A 16,298-nucleotide genomic window follows, 5' to 3' on the forward strand; every position below is an offset into this window, starting at 1 on the left:
AACCAATCTCGCCATGAGGAGAACGTAAGTCCTGACCAGAGGGTTGGTCAAGCCATTGATCGAACGCCCTGCCGACGCCCGAACCGGTGGTACACACAGTCACCGCCCGGGTGTGATCCGTCCCGGTTCGGCCCCCGACGTGGCGCGGTCCGCAGCCGCGTCCAGCTGGGCGCGGAGCTCCTCGGCCTCCGGAAGGCCCAACCGCTGGAAGACCGCGTAGGCGTCCTCCAACTGGGTCCTGCCCCGGTCGGTCTCGCCGAGCCGGGTCAGCACCCGCCCGCCCACCGCCAGCGCCAGCCCCTCGCAGAAGGCGTCGCCGACCTCCCGGGCGACCACCAGGGCCTGCTCGGCGGAGAGCGCCGCGTCCGCCTCCCGGCCCTCGTCCTCCAGGCACTCGGCGAGCCGCGCCAGGGCCAGCCCCTCCCAGGTCCGGCGGCCCTGCTCGCGGAAGAGCCGCAGCGCGTCGCCGAGGTGGGTCGCCGCCGCGTCCGCCCGGCCGGCCTCGCGCAGCACCACGCTCGACTGGTAGTGGGTGTCCGCCACGGTCGACTGGTTTCCCGACCGGCGGGCCGTCTCCACCGCGGCCTCCGCCGTGGCCAGTGCCTCGTGCTCGCGGCCGAGGTCGCTCAGCGAGCGGGCGGTGTTGCCCAGGATGATCGCGGAGACGCTGGCGTTCCCCAGCGCCTCGCACTGCTCGAAGGCCTCCTGGAGGAACGGCAGCGCCTCGGCGGCCCGGCCCGTCGTCCCGGCCACCATGCCCAGCAGATTGGCGGCGGTGAACTGGGCGACGGCGTCCCCGTTGGCCCGGGCCGGCAGCAGCGCGGCAAGCAGCTCGGCCTCGGCGGCCTCGTACTCGTCGACCGCGTACAGCAGCAGCCCCCGGATGCAGCGGGCGCGGGACTCCGCGACGGCGTCGCCGATGCGGTGGGCGGTGACCACCACCGGCCGCAGGATCTGCTCGATCTGACGCTGGTGGACCGCGCCGTCGATCAGCCACACCCAGGCCATCAGCAGGTCGATCAGCGGGCGTACGGCGGCCTCCCGCTCGTCCCGCGCCCGCTGGGCGATCACCGCGAAGAGCGTCGACTGCTCCGCCCGCAGCCAGGCCCGCGCCGCCGTGGTGTCGGTCAGCGGGACGCTCTCCGCGCGCGGCGGGCGCAGATGGTCCGTCAGCACATCGCCCGGCTCCAGGATGCGGGAGGCGGTGGACACGGTGGCGAAGAGGAAGTCGAGCAGCTGGTTGACCGCCTGGTCGCGCTCCTCCGCCGAGTCGGCCCGCTCCGACTGGCGGCGGGCGAAGAGCCGGAGCAGATCGTGATGCCGGTAGCGCCCCGGTGCCGGGGACTCCAGCAGTCCGGCGTCCACCAGGGACTCCGCCAGCTCCTCCGCGTCCGGTTGCGGAAGGCCCAGGACGGCGGCGGCCGAGGCCAGCGAGAGGTGTGGGCTGTCCGGCAGGGCCAGCAGGCGGAAGGCCCGGGCGAGCGCGGGGGAGAGCTGCCGGTACCCCAGTTCGAAGGTGGCCTCCACGGCCAGCCGCCCGGTCTGGAGCTCGTCCAGCCGGCGTTGCTCGTCGGCCAGCCGGGCGGCGAGCGTGGAGACCGTCCAGGAGCGCCGGGCGGCCAGCCGCGAGGCCACGATCCGGACGGCCAGCGGAAGGAAGCTGCACGCCGAGACGACGTCCAGGGCGGCCTCCCGCTCCGCCGCCGCCCGCTCGGGCCCCGCGATGGCGCCGAAGAGTTGCAGTGCCTCCTGCGGATCGAGCACGTCCAGGTCGACATGGCGGGCCCCGGGCAGGTCGGTGAGGCGTGCCCGGCTGGTGACCAGCACCGCGCAGCCCGCACCGCCCGGGAGCAGCGGCATCACCTGGTCGGTGTCCCGGGCGTTGTCCAGCACCACCAGCACCCGCCGCTCGGCCAGCAGCGACCGGTACAGCAGCGATCGGCGCTCCAGCCCCTCCGGAATGGACCCGGTGTCCTCGCCAAGGGCCGCGAGGAAGTCGCCGAGCACCGCCTCCGGGTCCACCGGGCCGTCGCCCGCGCCCCGCAGGTCCACATAGAGCTGCCCGTCGGCGAACTCCGAGCGGACGCTGTGCGCCGCGTGTACGGCCAGCGCGGTCTTCCCCACCCCGCCTATCCCCGCGAGCGCGCAGATCCGCACGCCCAGCCCCGGGTCGTCGCAGAGGGCCAGCCGCAGTTCCGCCGTCAGCTCGGCCCGCCCGGTGAAGTCGGTCGGGTCCTGCGGCAGCTGGGCCAGGACCCGTACGGAGGGCATGACGGCCCCGCCCGCCGTGCGCTCGGGGACGACCAGCGAGGCGTCGGAGGCCAGGATGCGGGCATGGAGGTCGGTGAGTTCGGGGCCGGGCTCCACCCCCAGCTCGTTGACCAGCAGCCGGCGGGTGTCCGCGTACGCGGCCAGCGCCTCGGCCTGCCGCCCGCTCCGGTAGAGCGCCAGCATCAGCAGCGCCCGGAAGCGCTCGCTCAGCGGCTGCTCGGCCACCAGGTCGGCCAGCTCGGCGACGGCCTCCCGATGGCCGCCCAGGTCGATCACCGCACCGAGGCGGAGTTCCAGCGCCGTGGAGCGCAGCTCGTCCAGGCGCCGGCGCCAGGTCTCGACCGACGGGCCAGGCAGCCCGGCGAGCGGCGCCGCCCGCCAGAGGCCCAGCGCCGCTGCCGCCTCCTGCTGGCAGGCCACCGCGTCACCCGCCGCGCGAGCCTGTCCGGCGTCGGTGATGTGCTGCTCGAACCGGGCCGCGTCCACCGCCTGCGCGGGCAGCCGGAGGGTGTACCCGTCGGCCACCGAGACCAGCAGGCTGGCCGCCGCCCGGGACTTGCGGTCCGGCTCCAGCAGGCCCCGCAGCCGCGACACATAGGTGCGGACGGCCGCGACCGCGTTCGGCGGGGGCTCCTCGCCCCAGATGCCCTCCACCAGCTCCTGAAGCCCGATCGGACGGCCCGCCCGGCGCAGCAGCACAGCCAGCAGCGCCCGTTGCTGCGGTGGACCGGGCTCGATCTCCTGCGACGACCGCCAGACCTGCAAGGGCCCCAGCACCTGGAACCGAAGGATCGGATCCGCTGCGTCCGCATCACTCTGCACGGCCGTGATTCTCCACTTCGCCGGTGCCTACCCCGACCGGCTCGGGGCAGCGCCTCACGCGGCGCCCGCTGCTCCCCACCGGCCCTCGGGGCCCCGCATGCCACCGGAAGGTAGCCCGGCTCTGCCGCGTCGCACGTGCTGTTTATCAGATGTTTATTGGGCTTCGCCATGCTGATGAGGCTCGTTCTTCCAGGGTCGGGAGGCCGACTCCGGGAGCCGGAAGCGAGCGTACATCCGCGTCAGTGCAAGGGAGCCACGACATGAGCACGCCCGAGGAGCCCACTCCGGAGATGCCGGAGCCCGGTACCGAGCCCGGGCCCGCGCCCGAGCCGGAGCCCGGTACCGAGTCGCCCACCGGCAACGGCGGCTCGCGCAAGTAGCCTTCACGCTTCCGTCGCCCGGGGGGGGACGGCGGAAGCGGCTTCCGCCGTCCGGGGGGACGGTGGGGGCCGTCTCCGGGTGGTGCTCGGAGGCGGGGACGCGGGGGGAGCAGGGGGAACAGGGGGGAACAGGGGGAGAGCGGCCGGCTCCGCCGGCGCAGCAGCATCGGGGGGCTGCTGCGCCGGGGGAGCCGGCCGCTCACGCATGCCCGGAGCGGTCCGGGGCGGGTCAGGGCCGGTCGGGGCCGGTCGGGGCTGGTCCGGGGGGCTCCTGCGGTGACGGACGCGCCAGGATCGGGCATACTCGCATCGCCACGTTGGTTAATGGTCGTTCACTGCGAACCGGTGAAACCACCTCCGACAAGGCACGATGACCCCACCGGTCCCTCACCCAGGGCCCGGGGCGCGACCGAGGAGGCGACCCCGCCATGAGCATCTCCCCGACCAAGCCGGTGGAACGCCAGCTGCCCACCGAGGAGGCCCGTGACCTGCTGACCCTCACCCGTGAGCTGGTGGAGCGGGAACTGCTGCCGCGCGCCGCCGCCGACGAGGCCGAGGGCCGCTTCCCGCGCGACGTCTTCCGCACCCTGGGCAGCGCCGGGCTGCTGGGCCTGCCCTACCCCGAGCGGCACGGCGGCGGTGAACAGCCGTACGAGGTGTACCTCCAGGTCCTGGAGGAGCTGGCCGCCGGATGGCTCGCGGTCGGCCTCGGCGTCAGCGTGCACACCCTCTCCTGCCATGCGCTGGCCACCTTCGGCAGCGAGGAGCTGAAGCAGCGCCTGCTGCCGGGGATGCTCGGCGGCGACCAGCTCGGCGCGTACTGCCTCTCCGAGCCCCAGTCCGGCTCGGACGCCGCAGCGCTGCGCACCAGCGCCGTCCGCGACGGTGACGCCTACACCGTCAACGGCACCAAGGCGTGGATCACCCACGGCGGGGTCGCCGACTTCTACAGCGCCATGGTCCGCACCGGGCAGGAGGGCGCGGGCGGCATCAGCGCCCTGCTGGTCGCGGGGGACACGCCCGGCGTCTCGGCAGCGCCGCCGGAGCGCAAGATGGGCATGAAGAGCTCGCCGACCGCGCAGATCCACTTCGACGGGGCGCGGGTGCCCGCCGACCGGCTGATCGGCGAGGAGGGGCAGGGCTTCGCGATAGCCCTCTCCGCGCTGGACTCCGGGCGTCTCGGCATCGCCGCCTGCGCGACCGGTGTCGCCCAGGCGGCCCTGGACCACGCGGTGGAGTACGCCCGCACCCGCCGGCAGTTCGGCCGCCCCATCGCCGACTTCCAGGGGCTCTCGTTCATGCTGGCCGACATGGCGACCCAGATCGAGGCCGGCCGCGCCCTCTACCTGGCCGCCGCCCGCCGCCGCGACGCCGGGCTCTCCTTCACCAAGGAGGCGGCCATGGCCAAGCTGTTCTGCACCGACGCGGCGATGCGGGTCGCCACCGACGCCGTCCAGGTGCTCGGCGGCTACGGCTACACCCAGGACTACCCGGTGGAGCGCTATATGCGGGAGGCCAAGGTGCTCCAGATCGTGGAGGGCACCAACCAGATCCAGCGCATGGTCATCGGCCGCCGCCTCACGGGCGGCAACGGCCGCTGACCGTCAGGCGCATACGCGAAGGGGCCCCGCCGACCATTCGGCGGGGCCTCGGTGCAGTGCGGCGGCGTGGCACTGCGGAGGGGCGGCGGGGTGGTGGCGCGGCGGCGCGGCGTCAGCGCTGCGCCAGGCGCTGCTGCTGCGGCACCCGCACCGGCCGCGAACCGGGCCCGCCGACGTGCGAGAACGGCTGGGTGCGCCAGTCCAGCTCCGGCGGCAGCGCCAGCAGCGCCTCCAGGTCGGGCTCGGCGTCGAAGTCGGGGTCGTCGTCGAGGTCGGCCGCCTCGTCCACCGGCCGGCCGGAGCCCGGGCAGACCGCCGAGGCGAACGGGTTCCACGCGCTGTGCAGCACGGCGTGCTGCGGGAAGCGCTCCTCGTCCCCGAGCAGCGCGATCGGGCGGTCGCACTCCGGGCAGCGGAGCCGCAGGATCTCCCAGGTGTCGCCGTCGCCGGGGTCGATGCCCCGGAAGGACCCCGGGTGGGTGGGGTCGGCCTCGGCCGCCGACATCGGATCGTTCCCGGGCTCGACGTCTTCTGCGCGCAGTGCCGCCTCGGTGCTGCGGGTGCGCTGGTCAAGTACAGGCATATTCATCCCCCTCGGGTGGGCCAGGCCGCCACGACCATGACCACAACCAGCACTTCCCTGCGTACGCCCCACATAATCCTGCGGATTGACGCACCATCATGCGCCCGGTGTGTCCTTGGTCACATATGACTCCCGAAGGCATCCCCGCACTCCGGAACCCGCCGCCCAGCGCCCCCTGCGCCACGGGACATGACGCCATGTCAGAAGGCGCCGCCGACGGTCTGCCGGGGTCCGTCCCGGCCCGCTCGGGACCGGGCGTGTCGCTCCTCCGGGTCGGCAGCTGTCGGTCGTGCCCAGTAGGTTTGCCCCTTGTGGAGGATCTCGACCGTCAGATCGTGCAGCTGCTCGTCCAGGACGGGCGGATGAGTTACACCGACCTGGGGAAGGCCACCGGCCTCTCCACCTCGGCGGTGCACCAGCGCGTGCGCCGCCTGGAACAGCGGGGCGTCATCCGCGGCTATGCCGCGATCGTCGACCCCGAAGCGGTGTCCCTGCCGCTCACCGCGTTCATCTCGGTGAAGCCGTTCGACCCCAGCGCGCCCGACGACGTGCCGGAGCGCCTCGCCGGGATCGAGGAGATCGAGGCGTGCCACAGCGTGGCCGGTGACGAGAACTACATCCTCAAGGTCCGGGTCGCCGGTCCGGGCGACCTGGAACACCTGCTGGCCCGCATCCGTACGGCGGCCGGCGTCTCCACCCGCACCACCGTGGTCCTCAGCACCCCGTACGAGGCGCGCGCGCCCCGGCTGTGAGCCGACCGCCGCCGCCCGGCAGACTGGGCCCATGACCGATCGCACCACCCGCACCGTGCTGCTGCGCGGAGGCAATGTCCACAGTCCCGCCGACCCCTTCGCGACCGCCATGGTGGTCCAGGGGGACGCCGTCGCCTGGATCGGCTCGGAGGGGGCGGCGGACGCCTATGTCGACGGCGCCGACCAGGTGGTCGACCTGGCCGGGGCCCTGGTCACGCCTGCCTTCGTGGACGCCCATGTGCACGCCACCGCGACCGGTCTGGCCCTCACCGGGCTCGACCTCACCGGCTGCCCCTCGCTCGCCGAGGCGCTGGCCCGGCTGGAGCGGCAGGTCAAGCAGGAGCGCGCCCGGGGCCGTCTCACCGCCGCCGGGGGCGGTGCCGGAGGCGCGGCCGGGGGCGTGCTGATCGGCCATGGCTGGGACGACACCGGCTGGCCGGAGAACCGCCCGCCGACCCGGGCGGAGCTGGACGCCGCCGCCGGCGCCGCCGCCGTCTACCTCTCCCGTACGGACGTCCACTCCGCCGTCGCCTCCACCGCCCTGCGCGCCCTCGCCGAGCGGGCGGCCGGGCTGTCGTCGCTCGCCGGACACCACCCCGACGGGCCACTCACCCGCGACGCCCACCACGCGGTCCGGCGGGCGGCCCTCGGGCACCTCACCGCCGACCAGCGGCGCGACGCCCAGCAGGCCACCCTGGCCCGTGCCGCCTCGCTCGGCATCGGCGCCCTGCATGAGTGCGCCGGCCCGGACATCTCCTCCGCCGACGACCTGGCCGAGCTGCTGGAGCTCGCCGCCGCGTCCGCCGGCCCGGACGTCTTCGGCTACTGGGGCGAACTCGGCGGCATCGACACCGCCCGCCGCCTCGGCGCGGTCGGCGCCGGCGGCGACCTCTTCGTGGACGGCGCCCTCGGTTCCCGCACCGCCTGCCTGCACGCCCCGTACAGCGACGCCCCCGACTCCACCGGCACCGCCTACCTCACCGCCGAGCAGGTGGCCGACCATGTGGCCGCCTGCACCGAGGCCGGTCTCCAGGCGGGCTTCCACGCCATCGGCGACGCCGCCCTCACCGCCGTGCTGGACGGCGTACGGGAAGCCGCCCGGCGGGTCGGCACCGACCGGGTACGGGCGCTGCGGCACCGGGTGGAGCACGCCGAGTTCCTGGACGACGAGGCGGTCGCGGCCTTTGCCGAGCTGGGCCTGGTCGCCTCCGTGCAGCCCGCCTTCGACGCCGCCTGGGGCGGCGAGGACGGCATGTACGTCCGGCGGCTCGGCGCGGAGCGGGCGCGCGCCCTCAACCCCTTCTCCCGGCTGCTGCGGGCCGGTGTCCCACTCGCCTTCGGCTCCGACGCCCCGGTGACCCCGCTGGACCCCTGGGGCACCGTGCGGGCCGCCGCCTTCCACCGCACGCCCGAGCACCGGATCTCGGTCCGGGCCGCCTTCACCGCCCACACCCGGGGCGGCTGGCGGGCGCTGGGCCGCGACGACGCCGGGGTGCTGGTGCCGGGCGCCCCGGCGACCTTCGCCACCTGGCAGGCGGGCGACCTGGTGGTCCAGGCCCCGGACTCGCGGGTGGCCGGCTGGTCCACCGACCCGAGGTCGGGCACCCCGGGCCTGCCGGACCTCACCCCGGGCGGCCCGCTGCCGGTCTGCCTGGCCACCGTCGTCCGAGGCCGGGTGGTGTACGGCGCCCTGTGACGGGGCGGCGGCGCGACGGTGTGCCGGCCGAGCGCCGCAGCGGAGGCCGCAGGAGGGCGGACCCGAAGATCTCCTGCGGCCGATCGGGTGGTGCCGCATACCTCCCTAGGGCGGGCCGGACAGGCCACCTGGCCTGAGTGCACCCCGGCTGACCTGCGGTTTTGATGCGTTCGTGCTGGTCAGGCCCCAGTTGACAGACGATGGTCGGCTACGAGTAGGTTCGACGCCGTCCACCTCCGGGGAAGCCCCCCGCAGGTCGCCCGACCGGAACACCTCCACGCCAAACCCGTGACCGCAGCTGGGCCAACGGGCGGCGCCCCCGGGGGCGCCGTCGACAGGCAGCCAGGTCCAGCCTCCGCGGTGCGGGGAGCGTGGGAGCCGGCAGGCCAACCGGGTCCGGCCGGGCAGGTGCGACCCGGGCGGGGACCGGACGCTCAGTAGACAACGGCTCTCGGTCGACCCGCAGCCGGCGGGCCCCAGGTCGGACCGAAGGGCGTCCGGTCCCTGGCCCGCTGCGCGGGCCGGGACCCCGCACCGGTCATCCGCGCAGGTCATCACGGTGGTCATGCGCGCCGATCACCCGTTCAGCCCCGGCTCCCCTGTCCCGCCCCGCGCGTTGTACCGTCGTCGCACGTCGCCCTCCCCACCGGACGGCGCACGCAGGAACCACCGACGAGAGAGGCGGCGCGCGTGGCACTGCCGGTAGATCCCGTGCTCCGTGAGCAGCCGGCGGTGGAGGACGCTCCCTCCGCCGCCGAGCCGGAGCGGGCGGCGCCGCGTCCCCGCAGCCGACCGTCCCGCTGGGAGCGCCTGCGGCGCGGGCTGCCGCGCACCGGCGCCGCCGTCTGCCTGGGACTGCTGCTGGCGGCAGCCTTCCCCCGTACGACCTCTGGCCGCTCTCGGTGGTCGCCGTCGCGGGCCTCTCGCTGCTCACCCGGGGCCGTACCGCGCGCCAGGGCGCCTGGACGGGGTTCGCCTTCGGTGCGCCCTTCCTGCTCTGGCTGCTGGCCTGGCTGCGGGTGATCGGCCCGGACGCCTGGATCGCGCTCTCGCTGGTGGAGGCGCTCTTCCTGGCCGCGATGGGCGCGGGGCTGGCCGTCACCTCCCGGCTGCGCGCCTGGCCGCTCTGGGCGGCCTGCCTCTGGGTCGCCCAGGAGTGGGCCCGCGACCGCCTGCCGCTCGGCGGCTTCCCCTGGGGACGGCTGGCGTTCGCCAACACGGCGACCCCGTACACCCCGCTCGCGGCGGTGGCCGGAGCGCCCCTGGTGACCTTCGCCGTGGCGCTGACCGGAGCCCTGCTCGCCGCAGCGGCCCTCCCGCTGCTCCCGCGTGCGGAGGCCGCCCTGCGCCGGCGCCGCCCGGCAGCTGCGGCCGCCCCGGACGGCACCGGCGCCCCGGAAGCCCTGACGGCCCAGGAGCCCGAGGCCGCCCGCTCTCCGCTGGGCGTGCGCCCGGTGGCCGTACCGGTCGTGCTGGCCGCCGCCGCGCTGCTGGCCGGCTACGCCGTCCCCGTCCCCACCGCCCCGGACGCCACCGCGGAGGTCGCCGTCGTCCAGGGCAATGTGCCGCACCCGGGCATGGACTTCCTGGGCCGCCCGATGGCGGTGCTGGGCAACCACGTCAAGGCCACCGAGCGGCTGGCGGCGGAGGTCGCGGCCGGCCGCCGCCCCAGGCCCGACATCGTCATCTGGCCGGAGAACTCCTCGGACCTCGACCCGTTCGGCTACCCCGAGGCGTACGCCGCCATCGACCGCGCCGTGAAGGCCATCGGCGTCCCCGTGCTGGTCGGCACCCTGGTCGACGGCCCGGACAGCCAGCACGTCCGCAACGAGGGCATCGTCTGGGACCCGGTCACCGGCCCGGGGGCCTCGTACACCAAGCAGCATCCGGTGCCGTTCGGCGAGTACGTGCCCTTCCGCTCCGTCCTGTCGAAGTTCATCACCCGGCTGAACCGGGTGGCTCGCGACTTCTACCCCGGCACCACCACCGGGGTGATGCAGCTGGGGCCGGTCCGCATCGGCGATGTCATCTGCTTCGAGGTGGCCTATGACGAGATCGTCCGCGACACCGTCAACGCGGGCGGCCGGGTGCTGGTCGTGCAGACCAACAACGCCACCTATGCGCGCAGCGGACAGCCCGAGCAGCAGTTGGCCATGTCCCGGCTCCGGGCGGTGGAGCACGGCCGGGCGGTGCTGATCGCGGCGACCAGTGGGATCAGTGCGGTGATCACACCGGATGGTGCGGTCCAGCAGCGTACGGCCGAGTTGACCCCGGCCGAGTTGACGGCGAAGATCCCCCTTCGTGACGGCAGGACACTGGCCGACCGCCTTGGTGACTGGCCGGAGTGGGTGATCGCTATTGTGGGTCTGTTCTCCTGCGCAGCAGGCGTCCTGCGGAGTCGAGCCCGCCGGAGTGCCGCGCCCGGGGCGCCGACCGGTGGGGCCGGTCGCCCGGCCGCGCCCGGTGGGGGCGGCGGTGACCGTGGCTGACGGGTGCACCGTGCGGGAGCGCAGTCACTCAGGGGGACGGCACCGGGTACTCGACGGACCGAGGACGCGCCTCCAGCCGCACCACTGCCCGATGTAATGGAGAAAGGCCGGTCCGTGACCGACACAAGCGCCGACGAGTCGCAGAGCTTCGCAGACCTCGGGAAGATCCTGGTCATCATCCCGACCTACAACGAGGCCGAGAACGTCGCCCGCATCACCTCCCGCGTCCGCGCCTCGGTGCCGGAGGCGCACATCCTCGTCGCGGACGACAACAGCCCCGACGGCACCGGCAAGCTCGCCGACGAGCTGGCCGCCGCCGACGACCACATCCAGGTGATGCACCGCAGGGGCAAGGAGGGGCTGGGCGCCGCCTACCTCGCGGGCTTCCGCTGGGGCATCGAGCAGGGCTACGACGTGCTGGTGGAGATGGACGCGGACGGCTCGCACCAGCCGGAGCAGCTGCCCCGGCTGCTGACCGCGCTGCTGGGCGGCGCCGACCTGGTGCTCGGCTCCCGCTGGGTGCCCGGCGGCAGCGCGGTCAACTGGCCCAAGTACCGCGAGTTCATCTCCCGGGGCGGCAGCACCTACTCCCGGCTGATGCTCGGCGTCCCGCTGCGCGACGTCACCGGCGGCTACCGCGCCTTCCGCAAGGAGACCCTGCTCGGCCTGGGCATGGACGAGGTGGCCTCCCAGGGCTACTGCTTCCAGGTCGACCTCGCCTGGCGTGCCGTCCGGGCCGGCTTCACGGTGGTCGAGGTCCCGATCACCTTCATCGAGCGGGAGCTCGGCGCCAGCAAGATGAGCCGCACCATCGTGGTGGAGGCGCTGGTCCGGGTCACCGGCTGGGGCGTACGCAACCGGCTGGGCCGGCTGCCCGCCCCCAACGCGGCCGCCCCGAACGCGGGCGCCCCGAAGGCGGGCGCCCGGAACACCCCTGCCGCCTCCGACGTTGACCCCAACGCAGGGGCGAACGAGGCCGCTCAGTAGGAGCAGCGGCCCCGCCGGATCGCCGGCGCCCCCAGCTGACCGGGCGGACGCCCGCCCACGGCCCTCCCGGCCGGGTGGCGGCGGCCCCGGTCGCCGGCGCTCCGCCCGGGAGCGCCGGGGGCGAGCGATGGAGTGGACCGCACCGTGACCGAGTCCGACCCCCGCCTCCCCGGCCCCGCCGCACGGACGGGCCGCGAGGAGGCCCGCCGGCGGCCCGACAGCGGGCGACGTGGGCGGCTGCGCACCGTGCTGCCGCTGCTGATCGCGGCCTGGCTGGTCCTCGAAGTCTGGGTGGCGCTGGAACTGGCCTCGCTGCTCGGCGGCTTCACCGTCGTGGCGCTGCTGGTCGCGACCGCCGTCCTCGGCGGCTGGATCGTCAAGCGCGCCGGGCTGCGTGCCCTGCGGGCGGCGGCCCGGGCGGTGGAGCAGGGGCGGGAGCCCGAGGCGGGGGAGTCCCACACCGCCATCACCCTCACCGGCGGCGTGCTGCTGATCGTGCCCGGCTTCCTCTCCGACCTGCTGGGCCTGGCCTGCCTCTTCCCGCCGACCCGGGCGCTGCTGCGGCGCGTCCCGGCCCGGCTGGCCCGGTCGGCGGTACGCCGAGGCCGGGTGGGGGACCCGCTGGGCGAGGCGCTGCGGCTCCAGGAGCAGCTGCGCATCCACCGGCCGGACGGCAAGGTCGTCCCCGGTGAGGTCGTGGACTCTGCCGGGCCCACCGGGCCTGCCGGACCCGCCGGACCCGCCGGACCCACCGGGCCTGCCGAGCCGCAGGACGGCAGCCGTCCGCCGCGCGTCATCCGGGTGCTGCCGCCCGACCGGCCCCGCCCCTGAGCCCGCGGGCCGCCGAGCCCATCGGCCGCCGAGCCCAGGGACCCCTGAGCCCATGGCGAAGGCCCTGGCGCCGGCAGACTCCTCTGCCGCCGCCAGGGCCTTCGCCTCCCCGCCGTGGTGGGAAGGCGGTGGAATCAGGCGCTCTTGCGGGTGTCCCTCGGGTGAACCGCCAGGTTCATCCCGCCGGAGCGGAGCACGGCCAGCCGCTCGGCCAGCACCTCCTCCAGCTCCTCCCGTGTGCGGCGCTCCATCAGCATGTCCCAATGGGTACGCGCCGGCTTCACCTTCTTCTCTTCCGGCTCGTCGCCGTCGAGCAGGAGAGCCTCGGTACCGCAGAAGCGGCACTCCCACACAGGCGGGATCTCGGCCTCCACGGAGAACGGCACCTCGAACCGGTGTCCGTTCTGACATGCGTACTCCACGGTCTGGCGCGGGGCCAGATCGATACCGCGGTCGGTCTCGTAGCTGGTGGCCCCGAGTCGCGTGCCGCGGAGAGCTCGCTCACTCATGAATCGTGCCTCCCGGGCTTGTGGCCCACAGGACTGGTGGTCGCTGTCTTGTTGGTCGCTGTCGTCGTCGTGTCGGTCAACGCTCGACCGCCGTCGAAGATTCCCGTCCCGGGACGCGCGTCGTCCGTTGTGCCGCCCCCGTTGTACCCATCGGCGCCCTTTTTGTCACATCTGGCGTGCGATGTCACCGTGGGTTTCCGAAATTCTGCACGCAGTGACGAATCCTGACAGCTGCAATCGGCGTACACTGCGCTTCTGCCCGAAACCGGCCCACGGATGTCGCGAGACTCACACCCGCGCCCGCACACCGCCGTCCTCATACCCGCTCCGGCACCGGGTTGCCCGCCTCCTCGATGGCCCGGCGCACCGGCACCCGCAGCAGCAGGACGAACCCCACCGCGAAGAACACCATCAGCGACACGATCGCCGCCCGGTAGCTGCCCGTCGCCTGGTAGGCCACACCGAAGACCAGCGGGCCCAGCCAACTGGTGCCCCGGTCGCTCACCTCGTAGACGCTGAAGTACTCGGCCTCCTTGCCGGGCGGCACCAGCTGTGAGAAGAGCGACCGCGACAGCGCCTGGCTGCCGCCCATGACCAGCCCGATCAGCGCGGCCAGCGCGAAGAACCAGACCGGCCGGTGCGCCGGCAGCACATAGCCCACCGCCACCGTCGCCCCCCACGCCACCAGCGACCCCAGGATGGCCCGCCTGGCCCCGAAGCGGCCCGCCAGCCGCCCGAAGAGGAGCGCCCCGCCGATCGCCAGCACCTGCACCATCAGCACGGCCACCACCAGCGACCCCTGCGCCATGCCGAGCTCGCGGCTGCCGTAGAGCGACGCCTGCGAGATCACCGTCTGCACGCCGTCGTTGTAGCAGAGGTAGGCGGCGAGGAAGAGCAGCGTCAGCGGATAGCGCCGCATCTCGCCGAGGGTGGCCCGCAACTGCCGGAAGCCCGAGCCCGCACCGGCCGACGCCGCCCCGGGCGCCACCCCGACCCGGTCCGGCAGCCGCACCATCGGCAGCAGCGTGAACCCCGCCCACCACACCCCCGCCGAGGCCAGGCAGATCCGCACCGCGTCGCCCTCCGAGACGCCGAACCGCGCATGGCCCTGGTACAGCACCAGGTTGAGCACCAGCAGCAGCGCCCCGCCCGCATAGCCGAAGGCCCAGCCACGGGAGGAGACCGCGTCCCGCTGCTCGGGCGGCGCGATGACCGGGAGGAAGGAGTTGTAGAGCACCACCGAGACCGCATAGGCGACATTGGCCACCACCAGCAGCGCCGCGCCCAGCAGATAGCGGTCGCCGCGCAGCAGGAACATCGCGGCGGTGGCGGCGGCGCCCAGGTACGCGGAGGCGCCCATCAGCACCCGGTGCCGACCCGCGCGGTCCGCCACCGCGCCGACCAGCGGCATCACCAGCACCGACAGCAGCACCGAGGCGGACACCGCGTACGGGAAGACGGCACCCGAGCGGACCGGCAGCCCCAGCGGGTGCACATAGCCGTCGGCGTCCGCTGCGGCCTCGGCGACCGAGGTGAGATAGGGGCCGAGGAAGACGGTGATGACCGTGGTGGGGAAGACGGAGTTCGCCCAGTCGTAGAAGTACCAGCCGCGCTGCACCCGCCGCAGCCGCCGGGCCTCCGCGTCCATCGCCTGAGCCGCCGGAGCCCCCGGAGCCGCCTGCGCGGCGCGTGCTCCGCCCGTGCCGTCGCCGCCCGTGGTCCGCCTCGCGTCCATCCGCCTCTGCCCCCCGGTTCGTCGGTCGCGGGTCAGCCGGACCAGGACCCGTGCTCGACCAGCACATCGCGCAGTACGTCGATGCGATCGGACATGATGCCATCCACCCCCAGCGCGATCAGCTCCCGCATCAGCCGAGGATCGTCCACCGTCCAGACATGCACCTGGAGCCCGAAGCGGTGGGCGGTGCGGACAAAGGCCCGGTCGACCACCCGGATGCCGCGCCCGCCCGCCCGGTCCTGCACCGCCCCGGTGTCCTGCGGTTGCTCCAGCGCCGGAAAGCGCACCGGGACCTGGACGCAGACCGCCTGCCGCCGCACCGCCGCGCCCAGCAGCCGCCCGCCCAGCAGCCGGTCCGCCGGGACCGGTCCGGCCAGCGACCGCAGCCGCAGGCCCAGCACCGCGCGCGGGCCCAGCGAGGTGGCCAGCCGTGGCCCGGCGGCGGCCCGCACCGCCGCGAGACGCCCGTCGGAGAAGGCGCCCACGCAGACCCGGTCCCAGGCCCCGGTCCGGCGCACCGCAGCCACCAGGGGCCGCACTGCGGCAGCGCTCTTGACGTCGATGTTGAACCGGACCTCGGGAAAGGCGTCCAGCACCTCCTCCAGCAGCGGTATCGGCTCCCGCCCGGCGACCCGGGCCGCCCGCACGGTACGCCACGGCAGCTCGGCGACGGCCCCCGCGCCGTCGGTGGTGCGCTCCAGCCGCGCGTCGTGGAACGCCAGCAGGGCCCCGTCGGCGGTCGCCCGGGCATCCGTCTCCAGATAGCGGTAGCCCAGTGCCACCGCCCGCTCGAAGGCGGCCATGGTGTTCTCCGGGGCGCCCAGCGCACCGCCGCGATGGGCGAAGGCGAGCAGACCGGAGTGGCCCAGGAACGGGTGGCGGGCGTGGTCGAGGCTGGTCACGCCCCAGAGTATGCCGCCGGCCGGGCACGGCCGGGCACGGCCGGGCACGGCCGGCTGTCAGGGAGTGCCCTCGGCGGCGGCCGGTACCGGGGCCGGGCCCGGGGAGTCGTCGGACACCCGGACCGCCGCCCCCTGCCCCGGACGGGAGAACCACCGCAGGAAGACCTGCGCCACCGGCCCGATCGCCAACGCATAGACCACGGTGCCCACCCCGACCGTGCCGCCCAGCAGCCACCCGACGGCCAGCACCGTGACCTCGATGCAGGTCCGCACCAGCCGGATCGACCGCCCGGTGCGGCGGTGCAGCCCGGTCATCAGCCCGTCCCGGGGACCCGGCCCGTACCCCGCGCCGATGTACAGGCCGGTCGCCGCGCCGTTCAGCACCACGGCCGCCGCCAGCAGCACCACCCGCAGCGGCAGCGAGGCGGGCTCCGGCACCACCCACAGCGCCGCGTCCATGGAGGTCCCCACCAGCACCACATTGCTCACCGTGCCCAGCCCCGGCCGCTGCCGCAGCGGTATCCAGAACAGCAGCACGGCCGCGCCGACCACGCAGGAGACCATGCCGATGGACCAGCCCGTGTGCAGTGCCACGCCCTGGTGGAAGGCGTCCCAGGGGTCCAGCCCCAGGGCGGAGCGGACCTGGAGGCCGGCGCTGGCCCCGTACAGCACCAGCCCGATGTACAGCTGGGTAAGACGTCGTGCGTGCATCCCGTCGGCCCTCCTCGGCCTTCCCCGGT

General features: G+C 74.7%; 11 protein-coding genes and 1 pseudogene. 6 read left to right on the forward strand and 6 right to left on the reverse strand.

All coding sequences use genetic code 11. From position 1 onward, the window contains the following. Positions 1-99: 99 nt before the first annotated feature. Positions 100-3,093, reverse strand: coding sequence for an AfsR/SARP family transcriptional regulator (locus C7M71_RS28675; protein WP_111492148.1), 2,994 nt, complete (start codon positions 3,091-3,093; stop codon positions 100-102). 808 nt (positions 3,094-3,901) lie between these two features. Between C7M71_RS28675 and C7M71_RS28680 the strand changes: the two genes are divergently transcribed. Then, complete coding sequence (locus tag C7M71_RS28680) at positions 3,902-5,074, forward strand: acyl-CoA dehydrogenase family protein (RefSeq protein ID WP_111492147.1); 1,173 nt, start codon at positions 3,902-3,904, stop codon at positions 5,072-5,074. A gap of 112 nt (positions 5,075-5,186) precedes the next feature. Here the strand turns inward: C7M71_RS28680 and C7M71_RS28685 are convergent, their stop codons facing one another. Further along, the gene (locus C7M71_RS28685; protein WP_111492146.1) at positions 5,187-5,657 is read right to left on the reverse strand and encodes a hypothetical protein; all 471 of its coding nucleotides are present in this window, start codon (positions 5,655-5,657) and stop codon (positions 5,187-5,189) included. Positions 5,658-5,968: 311 nt separating this feature from the next. Between C7M71_RS28685 and C7M71_RS28690 the strand changes: the two genes are divergently transcribed. From C7M71_RS28690 to fxsA, 5 genes and pseudogenes are all read left to right on the forward strand, one after another. After that, positions 5,969-6,409 carry an Lrp/AsnC family transcriptional regulator gene (locus C7M71_RS28690; RefSeq protein WP_111492145.1) on the forward strand — a complete coding sequence of 147 codons (441 nt, stop codon included), beginning with the start codon at positions 5,969-5,971 and terminating at the stop codon, positions 6,407-6,409. 31 nt (positions 6,410-6,440) lie between these two features. After that, positions 6,441-8,105, forward strand: coding sequence for an amidohydrolase (locus C7M71_RS28695; RefSeq protein WP_111492144.1), 1,665 nt, complete (start codon positions 6,441-6,443; stop codon positions 8,103-8,105). A gap of 732 nt (positions 8,106-8,837) precedes the next feature. After that, a pseudogene (lnt, locus tag C7M71_RS28700) lies at positions 8,838-10,594 on the forward strand (apolipoprotein N-acyltransferase). Positions 10,595-10,690: 96 nt separating this feature from the next. Further along, complete coding sequence (locus C7M71_RS28705; RefSeq protein WP_111495253.1) at positions 10,691-11,581, forward strand: polyprenol monophosphomannose synthase; 891 nt, start codon at positions 10,691-10,693, stop codon at positions 11,579-11,581. 144 nt (positions 11,582-11,725) lie between these two features. After that, a complete protein-coding gene (gene fxsA, locus C7M71_RS28710; RefSeq protein WP_229758982.1) occupies positions 11,726-12,412 on the forward strand; it encodes an FxsA family membrane protein in 687 nt (228 codons plus the stop codon). A 134-nt stretch (positions 12,413-12,546) separates the two neighbouring features. On the opposite strand, the gene C7M71_RS28715 is transcribed toward fxsA, so the two are convergent. The 4 genes from C7M71_RS28715 to yczE all read right to left on the reverse strand — a co-directional run bounded on the left by C7M71_RS28715 (position 12,547) and on the right by yczE (position 16,269). Continuing rightward, positions 12,547-12,921, reverse strand: coding sequence for an RNA polymerase-binding protein RbpA (locus tag C7M71_RS28715; protein WP_111495298.1), 375 nt, complete (start codon positions 12,919-12,921; stop codon positions 12,547-12,549). 316 nt (positions 12,922-13,237) lie between these two features. Next, positions 13,238-14,569 (reverse strand): MFS transporter, encoded by a 1,332-nt coding sequence (locus C7M71_RS28720; protein ID WP_111495296.1) that lies wholly within the window; start codon positions 14,567-14,569, stop codon positions 13,238-13,240. 119 nt (positions 14,570-14,688) lie between these two features. Continuing rightward, positions 14,689-15,558 carry a glycerophosphodiester phosphodiesterase gene (locus C7M71_RS28725; protein WP_114914737.1) on the reverse strand — a complete coding sequence of 290 codons (870 nt, stop codon included), beginning with the start codon at positions 15,556-15,558 and terminating at the stop codon, positions 14,689-14,691. A gap of 57 nt (positions 15,559-15,615) precedes the next feature. Beyond that, positions 15,616-16,269 carry a membrane protein YczE gene (yczE, locus tag C7M71_RS28730; protein ID WP_229758983.1) on the reverse strand — a complete coding sequence of 218 codons (654 nt, stop codon included), beginning with the start codon at positions 16,267-16,269 and terminating at the stop codon, positions 15,616-15,618. Between the last annotated feature and the right edge of the window lie 29 nt (positions 16,270-16,298).

The sequence above is a fragment of the Peterkaempfera bronchialis genome (assembly GCF_003258605.2).
GTDB lineage: Bacteria > Actinomycetota > Actinomycetes > Streptomycetales > Streptomycetaceae > Peterkaempfera > Peterkaempfera bronchialis.

Bases quoted from the DNA above. Each gene is read 5' to 3' on its own strand.
- C7M71_RS28680 (WP_111492147.1), top strand. From the start codon at position 3,902: ATGAGCATCTCCCCGACCAAGCCGGTGGAACGCCAGCTGCCCACCGAG.
- C7M71_RS28685 (WP_111492146.1), bottom strand. From the start codon at position 5,657: ATGCCTGTACTTGACCAGCGCACCCGCAGCACCGAGGCGGCACTGCGC.
- C7M71_RS28695 (WP_111492144.1), top strand. From the start codon at position 6,441: ATGACCGATCGCACCACCCGCACCGTGCTGCTGCGCGGAGGCAATGTC.
- C7M71_RS28705 (WP_111495253.1), top strand. From the start codon at position 10,691: ATGGAGAAAGGCCGGTCCGTGACCGACACAAGCGCCGACGAGTCGCAG.
- C7M71_RS28715 (WP_111495298.1), bottom strand. From the start codon at position 12,921: ATGAGTGAGCGAGCTCTCCGCGGCACGCGACTCGGGGCCACCAGCTAC.
- C7M71_RS28720 (WP_111495296.1), bottom strand. From the start codon at position 14,569: ATGGACGCGGAGGCCCGGCGGCTGCGGCGGGTGCAGCGCGGCTGGTAC.
- yczE (WP_229758983.1), bottom strand. From the start codon at position 16,269: ATGCACGCACGACGTCTTACCCAGCTGTACATCGGGCTGGTGCTGTAC.